Source organism: Pseudoduganella sp., from assembly GCF_041914865.1.
Taxonomy (GTDB): Bacteria; Pseudomonadota; Gammaproteobacteria; order Burkholderiales; family Burkholderiaceae_D; genus Rugamonas.
Map to the genome: position 1 here is coordinate 21,900 of NZ_JAYSCO010000012.1, position 17,941 is coordinate 39,840.

Here is a 17,941-nt window from a genome sequence, read left to right on the forward strand (position 1 = left end):
GCAACTTAAGCCGGCGCACAACAGTAACCTCCGAACTAATCCGCAGCGTAGTGAAACTGACCCTGCAAATTCAAGATACCGATGCGCCGAAGTTCGACAATGAGGCTCTTTTCATCGAACAGATTTCCAAGTCGATCGAAGAGAAGTTGGACATTTCAATGCCAGATGCAACCGTAGTTCAGTTGCCGTTTAAGGAATGGCTTTCAGATCGACGAGCGGAAACCGAGTTATTCTATTGGAATCGCTATCGTGACTACTTGTTGCAGAATGGTTTTCCCAAAAACGTGATTGGCACAATCGGCCGGGATACAGATAAAATCGTAGGCCTTCTACAGAACCCGCATCTGGCTGCACCTTGGAAGCGCCGGGGGCTAGTAGTCGGACATGTGCAATCTGGAAAGACCGCAAACTATAATGGAGTGGTCTGCAAAGGAGCCGACTACGGTTACAAGGTCATTATACTTTTAGCCGGGGTGCACAATAATTTGCGAAGCCAAACTCAACAGCGAGTTGAAGAAGCATTTATTGGTGTGGACACCGACAAAAAAGACCGCAACCTTCCATTGAAGGATATCAAGATTGGTGTGGGCCGTATTTCAGACGTTACGCGACTCCCATTCAGCTTGACCTCACGCGAGTACGATTTTCGAAAAGATTCGGCTAAGGCTGCAACATTCTCCTTGAATTCAATCAGTGAACCGGTAATTTTCGTTGTCAAGAAGCAGGCTACGGTACTTCAAAATCTATACGAATGGCTCCTTAGCCTGAATGACATTAAGGGCGGGAAGATTCAAAGTACTCCAATGCTCTTGATTGATGACGAAGCCGACAACGCGTCGGTAAACGTGGCAAAGGGCGAGGGTGATCCAACCAAAATTAATGGCTTGATTCGAAAACTGTTGGCGCTTTTTGATCAAAACAGCTACGTCGGGTATACAGCAACACCTTTCGCAAACATTTACATCGACCCGGAATCGAACCATTCCATGTTCGAAGATGATCTTTTCCCGAAAGACTTTGTTGTTACACTGGACGCTCCCGCAAATTACGTAAGCGCTGCAAGAATTTTTGGTGAATCTGGAGACCTCGCGCATTTGATAAATCCCGTCTCTGACCATACCAAACATTTCCCCGAGAAGCATAAAATTGATTTAAGCGTAGGAGCACTTCCCCAAAGTTTACTAGAGGCAACTCGGCGATTTGTACTTGCGCGAGCAGTTCGAATACTGAGAGGGAGAGGTCAAGATCATTCTTCCATGCTTGTAAATGTTTCGAGGTTTAATACTGTCCAACGCCAGGTCACAGGTCTATTGACCGACTATCTCGATGAGATACTGAATGCTGTCAAGTTGCATGGTGCCCTTCCCGATCAGGCCGCGCTGAAAGATCCCACATATTCATCTCTTAAGCAGACATGGGACCTTTTTTTTCCTGAGTGCAGTGAAGAATGGCTGCAAGTAAAAAAGGCATTACCACAGGCGGTAGGCGCGATTGTTGTACGGACTATTAATAATTCGTCACCTGACCGCCTTGACTATAAAAATCACTCTGAAAACGGCTTACATGTCATTGCAGTCGGCGGGCTAAGCCTTTCTCGCGGATTTACGTTAGAAGGCCTCATGACGAGCTACTTTATCCGTAACTCAATCATGTACGACACCCTTCTGCAAATGGGACGCTGGTTCGGCTATCGAGATGGCTACCTAGATCTTTGTAGCATTTACATGACTAGTGAGGCGGTTGGCTGGTATTCGCACATATCGAATGCAATCGACGAACTCCGCTCCGAATTCCGCTTAATGGAAAAGCAAGCTCGAACGCCAGAAGAGTTTGGCTTAAAGGTCCGAACCCACCCGGATTCCTTGATCGTAACGGCTCGCAACAAGATGCGTACCGGCAAAAAAGTTGTGCATTCAGTCTCCCTAGCCGGGCGTCTGATCGAAACGGCTTATTTGAAGGCAGACGCCCACGCGATTTCATCCAACTTTTCTGCCCTCGTAGAGTTCATTAAAACGGCCTCCATCAGCGCGAAGGCATACGAGAGGGGTGAGCATGGACACCTTTGGTCCGAAATAGACGCAAATGATGTTTGCAATTTCCTAAATCGCTTTGACAATCACGATGATGCAAGCGCAATCACCCAAGCAAGGCCTGTCATCGAGTTCATCAAAGCCAACATGGGGACGTTCAAGAACTGGGACGTTTGCCTCTATTCCCTTAGAGCCGGTCACGAAACGCCCGTTGGTCCTGTAGGGGTTGCCGCACAAGTACGATCAACTGCAATTAAGGCCGGCTGCTACTTGGTTGGGGGGAGCAAAATGCGCGTAGCGTCGAGAGGCGCGGAGAAGGCAGGTCTAACTAAGACTCAGATTGCTACCGCCGAATCTGGTGCAGAGAACAAGAATATAGCTGACGTCGAATATCGAAACGTGCGAACACGGCCGTTACTCATGCTTCACGTTTTGAACCTTGTCACTCCCGATGACAAAACGGACGTCATCGCAAACGACGTATGTGCATGGGGTATTAGCTTCCCTGGCCTCAAAGGAAAGGGGCGCGGCGTCGAGGTTGAATACATGGTCAACACTGTTTGGTGGAAAACCCAATACCAAGACCAGATGGATGAGGACGACGAAAATGAGGCAGCAAGTGGCGTCGGAAAATAACCCGTGGGCAGCAATTGACAGCAAAGCGACCATCGGGGAACTCCGGGCACGAAGGATTGATTCATCGCATCCACATTCATTTTTTTGGGCCTTAAACTCCGAGGGAAGAAAGCTTCTAGTTTTAGAGAGCAAAAACGGTTTCTCGACTACCTGCGAACTTCCTAGTTTAAGGGGTATCGCTATTACGTTGTCAGAGGGGCGCTTGGTCCTACGCCTTCAAGACGTAACGTCGGTAGAGATTTTCGTGGCACTTTGCCGCAATATCGTGGCCCGAACTCAGATAGCGATGACCGATGAAGAGCTCCTCAACGCTACACTTGAGCAGCTATTTAAATGGCAAGCATTTCTGAGCAAACCAAACTCCGGGCTCCTAAACGATTCAGAACTTCGAGGGCTGATTGGTGAGCTGTACTTTATCTATTCTCAGCTGATTCCACGTTTCGGAGATAAATCGATCAACTTCTGGCTCGGGCCAAGTGGAGCTCCCCAAGACTTCTCAATTGGGAGAGAGGTCTTCGAAGTGAAGACCAAGCTTGCAGGTTCAAGCGATGTTATTCGGATATCGAGTATTGAGCAGCTTTGGGTGACCGATGCCAACCTATATCTTGTCCATTATACGATTGGCGAAACAATTGAATCGGATGCTCTTTCCGTATCCGCGCCGTCCTTGATCGAGAATATTCGCGGAATGCTGCAGAATCAAGAGACCGTCGACAGATTTGACGATCAACTTCTGCTTTTTGGCTATGTGGATCATCCTGTCTATCGCCGTAGACTCTTCCGTTTGTCAAGTCCTCGCTACTACAAGGTTCGGGACGGTTTTCCAAGGTTAAGCATGAATTTACCTTTAGGAATCACAGCAGTTAATTATGGAATAGAGCTCAGCGCGTGTTTACCTTTCGAGTCTGAGCCTGAATGGAATTAGTGGAGAAGCGAATGGATCTGGAAATGTTTCATCAGGCATTAATGCAGGACGTGGCGCTAAGAGCCGATGTCTTTTCGAATTTCACCGACGAAGCCTTTGCGGAAATAGTTACCGAATATCTCGCAGAAGCCGGATCAATAGAAGATTTCACGCCCTGCAAGTACATCCACGACTCGACACGTGTCGACGGCTATTCGTTGAACTGGGAAGACAACTTGCTAGAGTTGTACGTGGTTGACTGTCGAGCTAGTGAATCCATTGAACGCATGAGCAAGCAGGAAATGGACAAGGCCTTCAAACGTGTAGAGACCTTCTTCGAAAAGGGTTGCACGGCAGATTTCGTGGAGCAAATGGAAACCTCGCACCCAGCTTATGGGCTTGCATGCACCATTTTGGAACAGGGACCGCAAATCGAACGTGTTCGGTTCTATTTGATTACGAATGCGTTGCTCACTACAAAGGTAAAGGAGCTTACTCCTAAAATTATCGCTGGGCGGGAGTGTACCTATCGAATTTGGGATCTCGATCGCCTAGCTCTCACAGTAGGTAAAGGCGAACCGGAACCAATCGAAGTAAATTTCGAGGAAATGTTTGGTAAGGCAATGGTTGGGCTGCCAGCCGACGACGGCAATGGTGAAGTGAAATGCTATTTATCCGTGATACCCGGGGATTGGCTAGCAAAGATTTACGATCAGTACGGAAGCCGGTTGCTTGAACAAAATGTTAGGACGTTTTTACAGGTCCGCGGAAAAGTCAACAAAGGCATTCGGAAAACGATTCTTGACGAGCCAAGACGCTTCTTTCCGTACAACAATGGAATCTCTGCTACCGCTGAGGAAATCTTAGAGGAACGGGCGGGGGGAGTTTCGTTTGTTAAGTCGGTAAGGAACCTACAAATCGTAAATGGTGGCCAAACTACTGCGTCCATCTTTAACGTGGCGAAAAAAGACAAGAGCGCACAGATTGAGCAGGTTAGTGTACAAATGAAACTTTCGGTCGTTCCGCCGCAAATTGCTTCTGAACTTGTTCCAAAAATTTCTCGATTCGCCAATAGTCAGAATCGGATCAGTGATTCAGACTTCTTTTCCAATCATCCATTCCATATCGTCGTTGAAAACCTTTCCCGCAAACTTTTAGCCCCTGCGGTCAATGGCTCGCAAATCTTGACAAATTGGTTCTATGAGCGGACTAAGGGACAGTACATAAACGCGATGGCTTACCTCTCCGATGCGAAGAAGAGGGAGTTCCTCGCACGGTATCCAAAAAAACAAGTCTTCGATAAGACTGAACTGGCGAAGTATGTCCAGACATTCCGGTGCTTACCGCATGAGGTTAGCTTAGGTGGCCAGAAAAACTTCGCAAAGTTCGCCGAGTTTATCAGCTCGACCTGGGAACATAGTCAACACGATTTCAATGAATATTGGTTCAAAGTTGTTATAGCCCAGATAATAATATTCCGAAGAGCGGAATACTTGGTTCAAAAGGCCGCTTGGTATGCACAGGGCTATCGCGCTCAAACCGTTACCTACGGGATCTCAATGTTGGCGCAGGCTATTCGCGCAAGGGGAGCAGAATTTGATTATCAAAAGATCTGGCGAGAGCAATCCCTTAGTGAGACGTTTGAACAGCAACTGCTTCAGACATGTGAGCTGGCACAAGCAATAATTGTGAACGGAGCTCGAGATAATAACGTAATTAACGTTACCGAATGGGCGAAACGAAAAGCATGCTGGGATCTCGCGCAACAGAATTCAGTTCCAATGTCTGCGGCATTTACGCTGCTTCTCAAGAGTTTGTCCGAAAACCGCTCTGAGGTAAAGGATGCGAGGAAGGAGCAGAGAAGCGTGTCTGATGCCGAGGCATATATCGAAGTAATCAACGCTGGTGCTGAATTCTGGAAAACGGTCCGTGCATGGGCAAATGGTAGTCTTGATGTAAAGCCATCAGATATTTCCATTCTCGACATCGCATGCACAATGCCACGGAAGCTTCCATCCGAAAAACAAGCAATTCGCTTAGTAGAGATTCGCGAGCTGTTCGCCTCCGACCAGTAAATCATCCTGCGAAATAAGTTGGCAGTGCTCGTGTATTACTTCGTCGCGCTCAACATCGGTTGAATTTCCGAAATTCCCAAGTTCGGTATCGGCCGCCGAAGGTCTAGGTCGCGGAATACAGCCTAGCGAGTCGCCTTGTCGATATTCGGGCCGCGTGGGGTCTCCTGCGGGATAACATCGATCGCCAGCTTAGTGATGGCTGCCAGGCGCTTTGCCGCGTTCTTCTTTACATAGCCAATGGGATCTTTTCGCTTCAGCGTCTCCACCTGCGTGACCAGAATTTCAAGCTGGCTAAGGAATAGCGGATGGGCGAATACAGTCCATCCATGAACCTGCATCATTCGTCATCCAGCGAAAGCGGCGCGTCGAGGTCGATATCGACTTCTTTGGTCAGTGCGCGCAGGTGTCGGACCAGCTGTTCATGGCAATGCAAGTGCATTACCTCGTCAAGTTCGACCTCGGGAAAGGCAGACTCTCACATGGCTCGGCCGCCACACTACAGTCCCCATTCACTCACCACCCGCTTGCCTTATGGTAGGCTGCATTAACCTTCTCACAACTCCGCTCACACCACCGCAATGGCCAGCAATCCAGCGAACTTGAACGACAGAGCGTTTCAACGCAGGGAGCTCGCAATTTGAGCTCGACTGTCTTCAGCCAGCGCGATCCATGGCGCCTGAGCATTGCGGTGCTGCTTTCCATGCTCGCGCATGCGCTGCTTTTGAGCATGTCTATCGGTGGCCAAGGCTTCGGCCTTCCGGGCTTGCACTTCCCCTGGCAGGAGCGTCGCCTGCATGCTAACGACCTGGAGATCCTGCTTCTGCCGGCACGGCCCGCCGCGCCAGCCTCGCCGCTGCCACCACCTCCCGCTGACATCCCCCTGCCAATAGCGCCTGCCGCGCCGGCAGTGGTAGCAGAAAAACCGCCAGTCACCAGCCCTGTGGCATCGGCGCCCCAGCCTATGCCAGTTGCGCCACCCGCTCAAGTGGCACCTGCGCCGGTCACCACCGCGGCGAAAACGCCCGATATTCCTTTGCCCACTGCTCCGGCGGCGCCGCCAGTCGTCTTGCCCGCCATCGCCGAGACAAAGCAAAAACAACTCGAGCAGGAAACGCGCGAACGCGCTAACGAGCAGGCGCGCCTCGAGCAGGAGAAGCTGGTTGCAGAAAAGCTCCGGCAATCCGAACTCATCGCGGAAGCCCAACGCGAAGCTGCGCGGCAGGAGCTGCTGCGGCAAGAGGCCGTCCGCGCCGAGGCTGCGCGCGCCGAGGCGGCTCGTGCGGAAGCTGCGCGAGTCGAGGCTGCACGAATCGAAACCGCACGGGGCGAGGCCGCGCGCATCGAGCTCACCCGCCAGGAGGCTGCGCGGCGTGAGGCGCTTCGCCTGGAACAAGCGAAGCAAGAAGAAGTGGCCCGTGCCGAACAATTGGCAAAGGCGGAGGCGGCGCGGCGGGAGGCGGAACGTCTTGAGCTGGTGCGCCAGGAGAACTTGCGGCGCGAAGCACTCCGTCAGGAGCAGGCATTGCAAGAGGAAAAGGCGCGGAAGGAGCAGGAGCGTGCCCAGGTCGCGCGGCTCGATGCCGAACGAAAGGAAGCGGCGCGGCAGGAGGCGGCCAAACAGGAGGCCGCGCAGCTGGAGCAGGCGCGAAAAGAACAGGCGCAGCTCGAGAAGGCCAGGCAGGAAGCCGAACGTGAAGAGCGCTTACGGGCGATCGGCAGGCAGCTCAATGAAGAAGCTGCCCAGCGGGAAGCCGCGCTGAAGAATCCGTCGCGCTCACTGCTTCCAACGGTCAGCGGCCTGCGCCGGGGGTGGCTCTTCGGCCGCGCAGATCCGAACGCTGACCTTGTTCTGTATGCGGAAGCCATCAGCAAAAAGTTCGAGATCAATATGGCATTCGATATGGTTCGCGATGTAGTGAAGCAGCGTCACGTCCCGCCTATGGTGACGATCGCGGTGCGGGCCGACGGCTCGGTGGAGAAGGTGACGTTCGTGGTCTCCAGCGGCGTGCCGGCGATAGACGAGGCCATTCGCAAAGTGGTGGCGAGCCATGCTCCGTATTCCGCCTTTCCTCCTGCACTGGCGCGGCAGTATGACGTGATCGAGATTCGCCGCACCTGGGTGTTCGATACGGCTATTCGGCTGCAGTAATTCCGCTTGAGGGGACCTGCAGTTTCCTGGTGCCTTAGACCTCCAGTCACATGCTCTCAGGATTCGTATTACTGTCCACTCTCGTGCATTGATGCCCGTACCGTCCGAGGCCTGATTGATCCAAGAAATTTCTCCCATAGATAAAGGGCTTCTTCGTCATTGATGCTTGGTTTGACGCGACCTATCACATTGCCCTTAACGCCACTCTGCATCTGGATATCCAATACAGGGAGCAGAGGGTTCTTAGGTTCCCCCTGACTCAGATAGGCAAATTCATGGTGCTCTTCCCCTTCCTTCTGAGCCGGTATTCTGGCCCCGACCTCATATCCATCCCAACTACCCACACGCCTCGTGCCCTTACGCAAAATTCTGATCCGGTCATACCAAGCGCCTTTGCCACTCGCAATAGCATCGCGCTCTGCGGCTTTCAGCCTGGGCTCAAGGGCATCCGATTCGATACGGATCTCCTTTTTGGTCATTTCAATCGAAACTCGGACGTCTTCGAACTCTTTTAAGCGTATGCCAAGCGAAACGGCTTCAACCATGTAGCGATGCGGCTCATGCAAAAATGCGCCGTCCAGGCATATCCCGGGTTCGCTCGGAATTTCTTCATCCGCCCGGCGGCGAAGCCGGCGCGCGATTTCCGTAGCATCGGTCAAAGCTTTTTGGTATTTGTGCCCCTCACCAAAGGCTTGATATTCCTGGATATAGAGATCGTCGCCAAGTTTGATGAGCGATTGGACATTGTAGTAGGCGCCATCAGCTCGCCCGACACCGAAAACAATTTTCTGATTGTTCGTGAAACCATCCATCACTTTTCCCACTAACGATCCCTTTTCCGCCGGAGGACCATAGCCTAGCCATCGCCTTGTTTCGCTTTCCGCAACCGCGCGCCCCACTGCCAAGTCAAAATCTACGCCCTCCCCCTCACGCCTCCATATTTCTACCGGTAACCGCGCGGGACCATAAATCACTTCGGCGCTCTCCGGAACGTCAATGACGAAGCGCCCAACACAAATGGGTCGCATATGCTCAGTCAATCCAACTAGACGATTCGTGGCACTAGTCATTCCGTCCCCGGATGCGCCTTCTTGCCAAGCTTCTGGCAGGCCTTTAACCGCCAGGGCTACCGAAACAGCCAACATCCACGTCAACTTTAATAAGTTAGTCATGGATCGCTCCGCTTCATTGTGGATGGGGTCACCATTCTTCGTGCAGCGCATTACTCGTCATGAAGTAGCTCAAACACCCGCTGCAATATCCGCAGCTTGAAGCATTGATAGCCCTTTACCTTGACTTTCCATTCTCAAGGCATAAAGAGATTGGGGCACCCAGCCAGTTGTTCCAATGCTTGCCGCCATTAGGCCTATGATTGCATTCACGAGAATACCGACGTTGATATGGGACAACCATTCCGCACTGGCGAAACGAATTCGGAAGGAACTCCGCACACTTCTACAACAGACAATTTGGAAAACATTGTTTTTTTTAAAGTTCATCGTTATTCTTCTCAGACGTTGTTCCTCGCGATGAAGGAGAATCGATGCGCTGGTTGTTGTGGATTGCGATTTTGCTGACTGCCTGTTCGGCGTCGACGCAGGAGCCGGAACCGGCAGACCTGAAATGGGCCGAGTCGTCGCGGCCTGCGAACGTGCAATTGGCCGAGCGCTACGAACGCTCCTGCATGGCCTGCCATTCCGTGAACGGCACCGGCGCGCCGCTAGCCGGCTTTGCCCCGCACTGGAAGCCACGCCTGGACAAAGGCATCGACCAGCTGGTGCGCCACGCCAGCGAAGGCTTCAACGCCATGCCCGCCATGGGCCAGTGCAACGACTGCAGCACGGACGACCTGCGCGCCCTCACCCTGTTCATGGCAAGGAGCGGAACATGAAGCAGCGCCGCCTTTTCCTGAAAGCCGGCGCCATGGCTGCGGCGGCAGGCCTGCTCGCGGGACGCACGCACACCGCACAGGCGCAGACACGCACCATCCGCTGGAAGAACTGGTCCGAGGTGCAGCAATGCCAGGCGAAGTCGCTGGCCACCCCGGCCGACGAACAGGCACTAGCCGACCTGCTGCGCAATGCCTCCGGCACGGTGCGCTGTGTGGGCGCCGGCCATTCCTTCACGCCCCTGGTGCCGACCAACGATACGATCGTCTCCCTCGAACGCATGCATGGCGTGCTATCGCACGACAAGGCGGCCATGACAGCCACGCTGCGCGCCGGCACGCGCCTTTCGATGCTGTCACGCCAGCTGGACGCCCAGGGCGTTGCCCTGCGCAACCTGCCGGATATCGACATGCAGTCGCTGGCGGGCGCTATCAGCACCGGCACGCACGGCACCGGCGCCACCATCCAGGCCATGCATGCGGACGTAACGGCCCTGCGCCTGGTCACGCCGCAGGGCGAAGTGGTGGAATGGAACCAGGAGCGCCACCCGGAGCAGATGGCGGCGGCGCGCGTTTCCCTCGGCAGCCTGGGCGTGATCACGCAGGCGACCGTGCGCGTGGTGCCCGCCTTCAGCCTGCACCGAAAGGTGTGGCTGCGGCCCATCGGCGAAATGCTGGAGCGCGCGGGGGAGCTGGCGGCAAAGCACAGGCATTTCGAGTTCTACTACCTGCCTTTTACCGGCTATGCAGCGGCCATTGCGCACGACGAGTACAAGGGCAGCGACGTGCTGGTACCCCATTCGCAAGACGAAGAGATGCTGGGCGACTTGCGCACCCTGCGCGACTGGCTGGGCCGGTTCCCTGACCTGCGACGCTGGACGGCGGGCAAACTGATCGACCCGGACCTGACCGAGGAGGCGAAGAACCGCTCCTGGAAGCTGCTTTCCACAGTGCGCCCAACACGCTTCAACGAAACGGAGTACCACGTGCCGCGCGAGGCGGGCATTGCCTGCGTGCGCGAGGTGATCGCTGCGCTGGAGAAGCGCAATGAAGTCTTTTTCCCCATGGAGTTCCGCTTTGTGAAGGGCGACGAAGCCTGGCTTAGCCCCTTCTACAAACGCGACAGCTGCTCCATTGCCGTGCACGCGGCGCATGGGGAGGCTTACGACTACCTGCTCTCCGACCTGGGCCCCATCTTCCGCAAGCATGGCGGACGGCCGCACTGGGGCAAGCTGCACAACCTGGGCGCGAAAGAACTGGCCACGCTCTACCCACGCTGGAACGACTTCCTGGCATTACGACAGCAGATGGATCCCAAAGGTCGCATGCTGAACCAGCATTTGCGTACGCTGTTCGGGGTGGCATGATGGTGGCGCTCAAACGACGCATAGTCATCACCGCCATTGGCGCCGGCCTGGTTGGCGCTACAGCACTGGCGCTACGTCCGCGCGACAAAGGCGCGCCGCATGCCGAGTACTTCGCGCGCGCCTCGCAGGCCTTACGCACAGCGGGCATTGCCACGCCAACCATGGTGATCGATAAGGACAGGCTGCTGGCCAACGCGCGCCAGGTCATGGCCAACATGAATGGCCGCCTGCCTTTGCGCCTGGTGGCCAAGTCCCTGCCCTGCCTGCCCTTGCTGGACTTGCTGATGCAAACCATGCAGACACGCCGGCTCATGGTGTTCAACCTTCCCTACCTGCAGCAGCTGGCTGCCCAGCGCGAGGACGTGGACCTGTTGCTGGGCAAGCCCTTGCCGGTTGCGGCAGCGGCGGAGTTCTACCGCAACTTCCAGGGGGGCCATTTCCAGCCAGGCAAGCAGCTGCAATGGCTGGTGGATACGCCGCAGCGCCTGGCCCAGTACCGCGACCTGGCGCGCGCGCAGCAGCTGGACATGCGGGTTAGCCTGGAGATAGATGTGGGCCTGCACCGCGGCGGCGTGGACAACGCGAAGATGCTGCAGGAGATGCTCGCCATCCTGAAGGCGGAGCCGCGCCTGCAATGGGCCGGGATGATGGGCTACGACGCGCACGTGCCCAAGCTGCCGCTGGCGAGCGTGCGCGAGAAGGCGCTGGCCGACGCCAAGTCTATCTACCGCGAGTACGCCGGGCTGGCAACGCAAGCCTTGCGCCCATCCGGTAGTGCGGAAGGATTGATATTCAACGCCGGCGGTTCGCCCACTTACCGCATGCATGATGCCAGCGGGGCCGCGAACGAAATTGCGCTGGGATCGGCGCTGGTCAAGCCCAGCGACTTCGATACGGAGCTGCTGCAAGACCTGGCGCCGGCCGCCTTCATCGCCACGCCGGTATTGAAGGCGGAACGGCACTTCCAGATGCCGCGCGGCGTGGAGGCCCTGGGCGATGTCGCACGCGCCTGGGATGTGAACCAGGAGCGCGTCTACTTCGTCTACGGCGGCAACTGGCTGGCAGACCCGGTGTCACCCGCAGGGCTGGCGGCCAGCGGACTGTATGGCAATTCGTCCAACCAGCAGGCCTTGCTCGGCTCCGGAACGCAGGACCTGCACATGGACGACTACATCTTCTTCCGGCCGCGCCAGAGCGAGTCGGTTCTTCAGCAATTCGGCGACATCGCCGTCATGGAAGCGGGTCGCATCACCCAGCGCTGGCCCGTTATGCCAGCCATGCCTTAAGCACTTTCCGGTAGTTGATCAACTTTGAAGGGGACGTTCATGACGAATTCAGTTCGGTTCGTGCGCCTGGCTTCTGTGTTGGGCGCAATCCTGGTTTGCGGTACGGCTTACGCTGATCCTTTCCTTGTCGGGCGCGGCATGTCCGACATTACGGGCGAGGCGGCAGAGGTGGGAATGATGGGCTACGGCTCCACGTCGCAGGTCACCGCCGGCATCCACATGCGGCAACGCGCGCGCGCGTTCATCGTGGTGGACCAGGCCAGCGGCAGGCGCATGGTCTTCGTCAATAACGACCTGGGCATGGTGTTCCAGGGCGTTCAGCAAGCGGTGCTGCGGCAGCTGCAGGCAAAGTACGGCAGCGTGTATGGGCCGGAGAACGTGATCCTGTCGGCCACGCACACGCATGGCGGGCCTGGCGGCCATTCGCATTATGCCTTGTACAACTTCACGACGTATGGGTTCAACAAGCGTACGTTCGACGCCATTGTCAGCGGCATTGTGGCCGCCATCGACAAGGCGCACCGCGACCTGAAGCCCGGCAGCATCGCCATCGGCAAAGGTGAACTGACGGATGCGAGCAACAACCGTTCTATGCCGGCGTACCTGCGCAACCCGCAGGCGGAGCGCGACCGCTGGGGGCGCAATATCGATCCGGAGATGACGGTACTGCGCTTCAAGCAAGGCAGCACGGATGTGGGGGCAATCAGCTGGTTCGCTACGCACGGCGTTTCTATGACGCCGAACAATCGCCTGATCACGCCGGATAACAAAGGCTACGCAGCCTGGCGTTGGGAGCATGAGCTGAAAGGGGTGCGCTACAACTCCGATGCGGACTTTGTAGCGGCTTTCGCGCAATCGAACGCCGGCGATATGACGCCAAACCTGAACCTGGACGGCACTGGCCCAACGGCGAACGAACTGGAAAACACCCGCATTATCGGTGAGCGGCAGCTGCAGAAGGCGCTGTCGATCTACAACGGCGCGCTGGAGCCACTGTCGGGCACTGTCGATTACCGCCAGCGCTATATCGACTTCTCGCGCGTAACGGTAGCGGGTAGCTTTGCGGATGGCGTGCAGCGCAACACCTGCCCCGCAGCGATTGGCAGCGCGTTTGCGGCCGGCACTGAGGACGGGCGCGGGCTGGACGGCTTTGATGAAGGCGACCTGGCGGGCAATCCCTTCTTCACGGCGCTGGGCGGCGTTATCGCGCCAGCGCCGCAGTGGGTGCGCGATTGCCATGGCGTGAAGCCTGTGCTGCTGGCCACGGGTACGCAAGCGCCCTTCCCCTGGTCGCCTGAGGTGCTGCCGGTTTCCATCGTTCGCATCGGGCAGCTGGCGATTATTGCGGCGCCGGCTGAATTCACGATCATGGCAGGGCGGCGCGTGCGCGATACCGTGAAGGCGGCGCTGGGCGATAGCGTGCGGCACCTGGTCTTTGCTGGCTATTCGAATGCCTATTCCGGCTATGTCACCACGCCGGAGGAGTACGATGCGCAGCACTATGAAGGCGCGTCCACGCACTTCGGCAAATGGACTTTAGGGGCGTACCAGCAAAGCTTCAACGAGCTGGCGACAGCCCTGCGGCAAGGTATTCCCGCCGGCGGTAGCGCGGCCGTGCGCGACCTGGCGAATAACCAGATGTCCTTCCAGACCGGCGTGGTGCTGGACAACACCCCCATCTTCAAAAGCTTTGGCGATGTGGAGCGCCAGGCCAACGCAAGCTATGCACGCGGACAGCGCGTGGAAGTTTCGTTCTGGACGGGCCACCCCAAGAACAACCTACGCCAGAACGGCACCTTCCTCGAGGTGCAGCGCTGGGACGGCGCTGCCTGGCGCACGGTCGCGACGGATGGGGATTGGAATACCACCTACCGGTGGGAGCGCGTGGACCCTGTATGGGGAACGTCGCGCGCCGTGATTGGCTGGGAAATTCCTGCCAATGCATCGGTCGGGCAGTACCGCATCCGGCACTATGGCGATTATAAGAACGGATGGAACGGCAATGTGTATGGCTTGGCGGGAACCAGCAGGACTTTCCAGGTCAACTGAAAAGGGGGGCGCGCGGCCTGCAATTCCGCGTAAAATGGCTGCGCCCCAACATGCCAACAACACCTATGCAAAGTCCACCGCGCTATTCGATCAATCGTTCAGCCATCTTCCTGTTGCCTAAACAGCCCGTTCTGGACTGGCTGCTGCGGGTGGATCCCAACCCAATGGACATAACGTTGGAAGAGCTTCGCGAGGAGCCAGAAGTCTTCCTGGTTTCTCAAACGCTGGAAACGCACGAAGATGCTGTGCGTTGGGTCAACCAGCATTGGAGGACATTCCTGGAAAACTATCTCATGGGCTGGTTTACAGTGGAATCTATGTGGCCGAAGGCGCGTAGCAGGAAGATGCTGCATGACTGGTTCGACATACATCTTTCATCCATGGTGTGGGACCTGGGCAAGGAGGAAATCGAGATTGAGGATTGGGAGCAGGATGACGAGTGATTACGCCCCCGGCCACCCACGCCAGGGAAGCGGGCAATGACTGCGCAATTCATGGAGAACCTGGTGTACGAAGGCGTCGCCATGGCGATGTGCACCGCGCCCCTATCCGACTTCTTTGCCTTGGGTGGACGGGCTGTTCGTCTAAAACCCCGCACCAATACGGCTCTTTGGCGCGGCTACATCGGCAGTTGGGAAGTACTGGATGGCCGCCTGTACCTGGTGGGAATCAGCGCGACCATGGAGTGCGGAGGCAAAGCAACGCTGGAGCATTTCTTCCCCGGCTACCCCAAGCGCGTGTTTGCGCACTGGTTCAGCGCCGAACTGCGCGTTCCCACAGGTGAGCTACGCAAGTACGTCCATATGGGCTGGGCCAGCGAGTATGAAGACGAGATGATCGTTTCCTTGCAGCGCGGCGTTGTAACCGGCGTGAGAATGCGTTCCGGCCAGCCAGTATGGTTGAAGTCCGAACCGGATGCCAGGGTGGACCGCTCATGATGTACCTGTACTGGTATCTTGGCATCGGCGCGCTGCTTGCGATGTTTGTACACGTCCATCGGCTTGTGACGCAAAAAGAAGAAGAGCGTCTTGCATGGACAGCACTCGTTCTGTTTGCCCTTATCTGGCCATTGGGGCTGCCGCTCTTCATTGGCGAGTTGCGCAGCAAGGAGCTGGCGCCTCGCATGCGTTGCCGGGATGATTTCGCATTCGAGATTGAGCCTGGAGAACTTGGGCGCAGGGTCACAATCGAAGAGGTTGAGCAATGCGAAATGGTAGGCGATCCTTTAGGCGGGGCGCCACGCTTGCCATTCGGGCACCTCAACCACGTCTGGGAGCAGTTCAAGGCCGTGATCGAACCCGGCATGGAACTCTATACATTCAGCGCCAGTTATCCAGGCTGGGGCGGCATTAGCATGTGCACCAAGAGTGGGTACGTCATCGTTATTGATGGCGCACCAGGGCGATACCATCTGACCGAGATCATCAGCAGGCCAACTTCAGAAGATGTCCCCGCCACCAGCGACGAAGTTGCGCGCTTCCTCCAACCCGGCGCAGATTAATGAATACAGCATGAACAAATCCAATACCGTTGAACAGCGCAAGGCGCGCGAGTCAGAGCAGCGCCGCAAAGACATTATCAAGGCCGTCCGCTCACTCATTAAAACCGGCGGTGCACGCGAAATCACCTTGCGCAAGGTTGCGGAGAAGGCCGGGTTCTCAACGACCGTGGTCTACAACCTGTTCCAGAACAAGGCCACGCTGATTACGCAGGCCATGGACAGCGACTTGCTCGACCTGGTCAAGGCCATGCGCAACTCGATGGATGCCAAGCTGCCGCTGCTGGAGAACATCCGCCGCGTGGGGCGGGCGTATGTGACGTTCGGCATGCGGCATCCGGACCAGTATGCGCTGGTCTTCATGGAACGCCGTCCGCACGCGCCAGTGGAAAGCTCGCACGTTGAGCATGGCAATTCGATGCAGGATCCTTATGCGTTCGCATGCCAGCTTTTTGCCGACCTGGCCGCTACTGGGGCAATTCCCGCAGGCCAGGCGGAAGCCATGGCTCAGATTTATTGGGAGGGCTTGCATGGCATGGTGTCGCTACGCCTGGTATTTGGCGATGGTGAGGAATGGTTTCAGCATGACGAGTTTGATCGGCATTTGGATGTGCTGATTGATGTTCTGATGCGAGGAATCCTGCATCGGCATGCCTAATCTGTCACAGCGGTCAACTCCAAATGAGCGTTCCCGTCATGTCGAAGATATCAGCTTAGCACCGCAGGTCGTTCGATGGCCTTCATAAGCAACCTCTTTACCGTTATGAGTACGCTCGCTATGGCTTGGCTTGATGGCGAACGTACCGCGACATTGCGGGCAAAATGTCATGTCGCCGTCAACAGCAACGGGCTTTCCGAGAACCTTGAAGTCGCTCACGGCGCTGATAACCTTTCCACCGTGCGTGGTCTTGTCACCAAGGCGGATGATGCCGCGGCCTTTACTGTCCTTCATACAACCTCCGCAGGATATAGCACTGCATAGTTCAGCGGCGATAACTCAGCTGACCAGAGCCTGGCATTCTCGGCCGAACCGGGACCGGACCAAGCTGCGACTTCTCGCTGGGGAAAGGACGGGTATTTGCCATGGTGCTTGGCCACCACCGTTGCGGCCCAACCGACAGGGGTTTCCCCGGATGGCTGCGTATGGGGATCGTTTTCGCTTATCACGCAAAGACGCTCCACCTCAGCCGGCCAGATGGGCGGACGACAGGTCGCCAACGCCAGAACTCGTATACCCGTCAGCACCAGGAACGCTGGCATAAGAACCACACGAAATACCAAACCGGCGGAGTGGCCAAACTCATACATACAATGTAAGAAAGACTCTCGGAAATTCTCCTCCTCAGCTAAGTAAAGCATTGGCTCGGGTGTGGCTTCCGGCCCTTCATTCATATAGGAACAATAGTAATTCCATTGCGCCAAAAGGTTCTCAAGACCTTCGCTCCCTTCCCAGTCTTTACCGATCGCAAAGGCACGATCAACATTGCCTGCACCATCCAGAATATAGCCCACTATCTGGTAATTTCTAACTCCATTTTTTTTACCTGCATGAACACAAAATATGGTTTCGTCACTCCATGGAACTTCCCAAAAAATATCACCTTCGCCAGTTTTCGCAAAGAATCTTCGACGTCGCACGATAAATAACTTTTTTTGTAGCCGATGAAAGCGTAGAGTTCGGCGTGTTAGCGAAAAGAACTCATCCCGACCAAAGTAAAATGCCGCGTATCCAAAACCGAGCATCGAAAGCATCGACCAAGAAACCAGTAAAAATACGCCAGACAGATGCTTCGGATCTATTCGGCCGAGATAAAATGGCAACACCGAGAAATACAGGCCCACAAACGCGCCAACTATCGCAACCAATACGGCCGCCGCTATCCACTGCCTGGAGCAGAATGGTTGATCACAAACATCCATGTAGACTCTGTTGCGGCGAAAAATCGTCCCATCGTCCGAACAAGTCGGCCCCACTCTGCCATTGATAGGCAGACGATGATTACGCTCCCACTCAGGGACTGGTTCTCCAAGTTTTCGAGGAAAGATCCGTTCATCCATA

17 protein-coding genes are annotated in these 17,941 nt (G+C 55.8%); 12 read left to right on the plus strand and 5 right to left on the minus strand.

The window, feature by feature from the left end:
- Positions 1–50: 50 nt before the first annotated feature.
- The 3 genes from ACE3TQ_RS08265 to ACE3TQ_RS08275 are packed head-to-tail and all read left to right on the plus strand — an operon-like array spanning position 51 to position 5,645.
- The gene (locus ACE3TQ_RS08265; protein WP_374581578.1) at positions 51–2,666 is read left to right on the plus strand and encodes a Z1 domain-containing protein; all 2,616 of its coding nucleotides are present in this window, start codon (positions 51–53) and stop codon (positions 2,664–2,666) included.
- The gene (locus ACE3TQ_RS08270) at positions 2,638–3,591 is read left to right on the plus strand and encodes a PD-(D/E)XK motif protein (RefSeq protein ID WP_374581580.1); all 954 of its coding nucleotides are present in this window, start codon (positions 2,638–2,640) and stop codon (positions 3,589–3,591) included. Before ACE3TQ_RS08265 ends, ACE3TQ_RS08270 begins: the two co-directional genes overlap by 29 nt.
- 11 nt (positions 3,592–3,602) lie before the next feature.
- Positions 3,603–5,645: an AIPR family protein gene (locus ACE3TQ_RS08275; RefSeq protein WP_374581581.1), complete on the plus strand. Its 2,043-nt coding sequence runs from the start codon at positions 3,603–3,605 to the stop codon at positions 5,643–5,645.
- Between the two features lie 122 nt (positions 5,646–5,767).
- Here ACE3TQ_RS08275 and ACE3TQ_RS08280 read toward each other — a convergent pair whose 3' ends face one another.
- On the minus strand, positions 5,768–5,986 hold the full coding sequence (locus ACE3TQ_RS08280; RefSeq protein ID WP_374581582.1) for a type II toxin-antitoxin system YhaV family toxin: 219 nt from the start codon (positions 5,984–5,986) through the stop codon (positions 5,768–5,770).
- A 296-nt stretch (positions 5,987–6,282) separates the two neighbouring features.
- Here ACE3TQ_RS08280 and ACE3TQ_RS08285 point away from each other — a divergent pair, with 296 nt between their 5' ends.
- Positions 6,283–7,794 carry a TonB C-terminal domain-containing protein gene (locus ACE3TQ_RS08285; RefSeq protein WP_374581583.1) on the plus strand — a complete coding sequence of 504 codons (1,512 nt, stop codon included), beginning with the start codon at positions 6,283–6,285 and terminating at the stop codon, positions 7,792–7,794.
- Between the two features lie 68 nt (positions 7,795–7,862).
- Here ACE3TQ_RS08285 and ACE3TQ_RS08290 read toward each other — a convergent pair whose 3' ends face one another.
- A complete protein-coding gene (locus ACE3TQ_RS08290; protein WP_374581585.1) occupies positions 7,863–8,966 on the minus strand; it encodes a T6SS immunity protein Tli4 family protein in 1,104 nt (367 codons plus the stop codon).
- A gap of 69 nt (positions 8,967–9,035) precedes the next feature.
- The gene (locus tag ACE3TQ_RS08295; protein WP_374581587.1) at positions 9,036–9,293 is read right to left on the minus strand and encodes a hypothetical protein; all 258 of its coding nucleotides are present in this window, start codon (positions 9,291–9,293) and stop codon (positions 9,036–9,038) included.
- A 44-nt stretch (positions 9,294–9,337) separates the two neighbouring features.
- Here ACE3TQ_RS08295 and ACE3TQ_RS08300 point away from each other — a divergent pair, with 44 nt between their 5' ends.
- The 8 genes from ACE3TQ_RS08300 to ACE3TQ_RS08335 all read left to right on the plus strand — a co-directional run bounded on the left by ACE3TQ_RS08300 (position 9,338) and on the right by ACE3TQ_RS08335 (position 16,540).
- Complete coding sequence (locus ACE3TQ_RS08300) at positions 9,338–9,685, plus strand: cytochrome c5 family protein (RefSeq protein ID WP_374581588.1); 348 nt, start codon at positions 9,338–9,340, stop codon at positions 9,683–9,685.
- Positions 9,682–11,049, plus strand: coding sequence for a D-arabinono-1,4-lactone oxidase (locus ACE3TQ_RS08305; RefSeq protein WP_374581589.1), 1,368 nt, complete (start codon positions 9,682–9,684; stop codon positions 11,047–11,049). Before ACE3TQ_RS08300 ends, ACE3TQ_RS08305 begins: the two co-directional genes overlap by 4 nt.
- On the plus strand, positions 11,046–12,335 hold the full coding sequence (locus ACE3TQ_RS08310) for an alanine racemase (RefSeq protein ID WP_374581590.1): 1,290 nt from the start codon (positions 11,046–11,048) through the stop codon (positions 12,333–12,335). The genes ACE3TQ_RS08305 and ACE3TQ_RS08310 overlap by 4 nt, the downstream gene beginning before the upstream one ends.
- Positions 12,336–12,374: 39 nt before the next feature.
- The gene (locus tag ACE3TQ_RS08315) at positions 12,375–14,384 is read left to right on the plus strand and encodes a neutral/alkaline ceramidase (RefSeq protein WP_374581591.1); all 2,010 of its coding nucleotides are present in this window, start codon (positions 12,375–12,377) and stop codon (positions 14,382–14,384) included.
- 65 nt (positions 14,385–14,449) lie between these two features.
- Positions 14,450–14,827, plus strand: a complete 378-nt coding sequence (locus ACE3TQ_RS08320; protein ID WP_374581592.1) for a hypothetical protein — start codon at positions 14,450–14,452, stop codon at positions 14,825–14,827.
- A gap of 36 nt (positions 14,828–14,863) precedes the next feature.
- On the plus strand, positions 14,864–15,322 hold the full coding sequence (locus ACE3TQ_RS08325) for a hypothetical protein (RefSeq protein ID WP_374581593.1): 459 nt from the start codon (positions 14,864–14,866) through the stop codon (positions 15,320–15,322).
- Positions 15,319–15,885 (plus strand): hypothetical protein, encoded by a 567-nt coding sequence (locus ACE3TQ_RS08330; protein WP_374581594.1) that lies wholly within the window; start codon positions 15,319–15,321, stop codon positions 15,883–15,885. Before ACE3TQ_RS08325 ends, ACE3TQ_RS08330 begins: the two co-directional genes overlap by 4 nt.
- Positions 15,886–15,895: 10 nt before the next feature.
- The gene (locus tag ACE3TQ_RS08335) at positions 15,896–16,540 is read left to right on the plus strand and encodes a TetR/AcrR family transcriptional regulator (RefSeq protein WP_374581595.1); all 645 of its coding nucleotides are present in this window, start codon (positions 15,896–15,898) and stop codon (positions 16,538–16,540) included.
- A 36-nt stretch (positions 16,541–16,576) separates the two neighbouring features.
- On the opposite strand, the gene ACE3TQ_RS08340 is transcribed toward ACE3TQ_RS08335, so the two are convergent.
- Both ACE3TQ_RS08340 and ACE3TQ_RS08345 read right to left on the minus strand, forming a co-directional pair.
- Positions 16,577–16,834 (minus strand): PAAR domain-containing protein, encoded by a 258-nt coding sequence (locus ACE3TQ_RS08340; protein WP_374581596.1) that lies wholly within the window; start codon positions 16,832–16,834, stop codon positions 16,577–16,579.
- Positions 16,831–17,940, minus strand: a complete 1,110-nt coding sequence (locus tag ACE3TQ_RS08345) for a DUF6708 domain-containing protein (RefSeq protein WP_374581597.1) — start codon at positions 17,938–17,940, stop codon at positions 16,831–16,833. The genes ACE3TQ_RS08340 and ACE3TQ_RS08345 overlap by 4 nt, the downstream gene beginning before the upstream one ends.
- Position 17,941: the final 1 nt, after the last annotated feature.

Bases quoted from the DNA above. Each gene is read 5' to 3' on its own strand.
- ACE3TQ_RS08305 (WP_374581589.1), top strand. From the start codon at position 9,682: ATGAAGCAGCGCCGCCTTTTCCTGAAAGCCGGCGCCATGGCTGCGGCG.
- ACE3TQ_RS08335 (WP_374581595.1), top strand. From the start codon at position 15,896: ATGAACAAATCCAATACCGTTGAACAGCGCAAGGCGCGCGAGTCAGAG.
- ACE3TQ_RS08315 (WP_374581591.1), top strand. From the start codon at position 12,375: ATGACGAATTCAGTTCGGTTCGTGCGCCTGGCTTCTGTGTTGGGCGCA.
- ACE3TQ_RS08330 (WP_374581594.1), top strand. From the start codon at position 15,319: ATGATGTACCTGTACTGGTATCTTGGCATCGGCGCGCTGCTTGCGATG.
- ACE3TQ_RS08275 (WP_374581581.1), top strand. From the start codon at position 3,603: ATGGATCTGGAAATGTTTCATCAGGCATTAATGCAGGACGTGGCGCTA.
- ACE3TQ_RS08340 (WP_374581596.1), bottom strand. From the start codon at position 16,834: ATGAAGGACAGTAAAGGCCGCGGCATCATCCGCCTTGGTGACAAGACC.
- ACE3TQ_RS08320 (WP_374581592.1), top strand. From the start codon at position 14,450: ATGCAAAGTCCACCGCGCTATTCGATCAATCGTTCAGCCATCTTCCTG.
- ACE3TQ_RS08325 (WP_374581593.1), top strand. From the start codon at position 14,864: ATGACTGCGCAATTCATGGAGAACCTGGTGTACGAAGGCGTCGCCATG.
- ACE3TQ_RS08295 (WP_374581587.1), bottom strand. From the start codon at position 9,293: ATGAACTTTAAAAAAAACAATGTTTTCCAAATTGTCTGTTGTAGAAGT.
- ACE3TQ_RS08280 (WP_374581582.1), bottom strand. From the start codon at position 5,986: ATGATGCAGGTTCATGGATGGACTGTATTCGCCCATCCGCTATTCCTT.
- ACE3TQ_RS08345 (WP_374581597.1), bottom strand. From the start codon at position 17,940: ATGGATGAACGGATCTTTCCTCGAAAACTTGGAGAACCAGTCCCTGAG.
- ACE3TQ_RS08300 (WP_374581588.1), top strand. From the start codon at position 9,338: ATGCGCTGGTTGTTGTGGATTGCGATTTTGCTGACTGCCTGTTCGGCG.
- ACE3TQ_RS08270 (WP_374581580.1), top strand. From the start codon at position 2,638: ATGAGGCAGCAAGTGGCGTCGGAAAATAACCCGTGGGCAGCAATTGAC.
- ACE3TQ_RS08290 (WP_374581585.1), bottom strand. From the start codon at position 8,966: ATGACTAACTTATTAAAGTTGACGTGGATGTTGGCTGTTTCGGTAGCC.
- ACE3TQ_RS08310 (WP_374581590.1), top strand. From the start codon at position 11,046: ATGATGGTGGCGCTCAAACGACGCATAGTCATCACCGCCATTGGCGCC.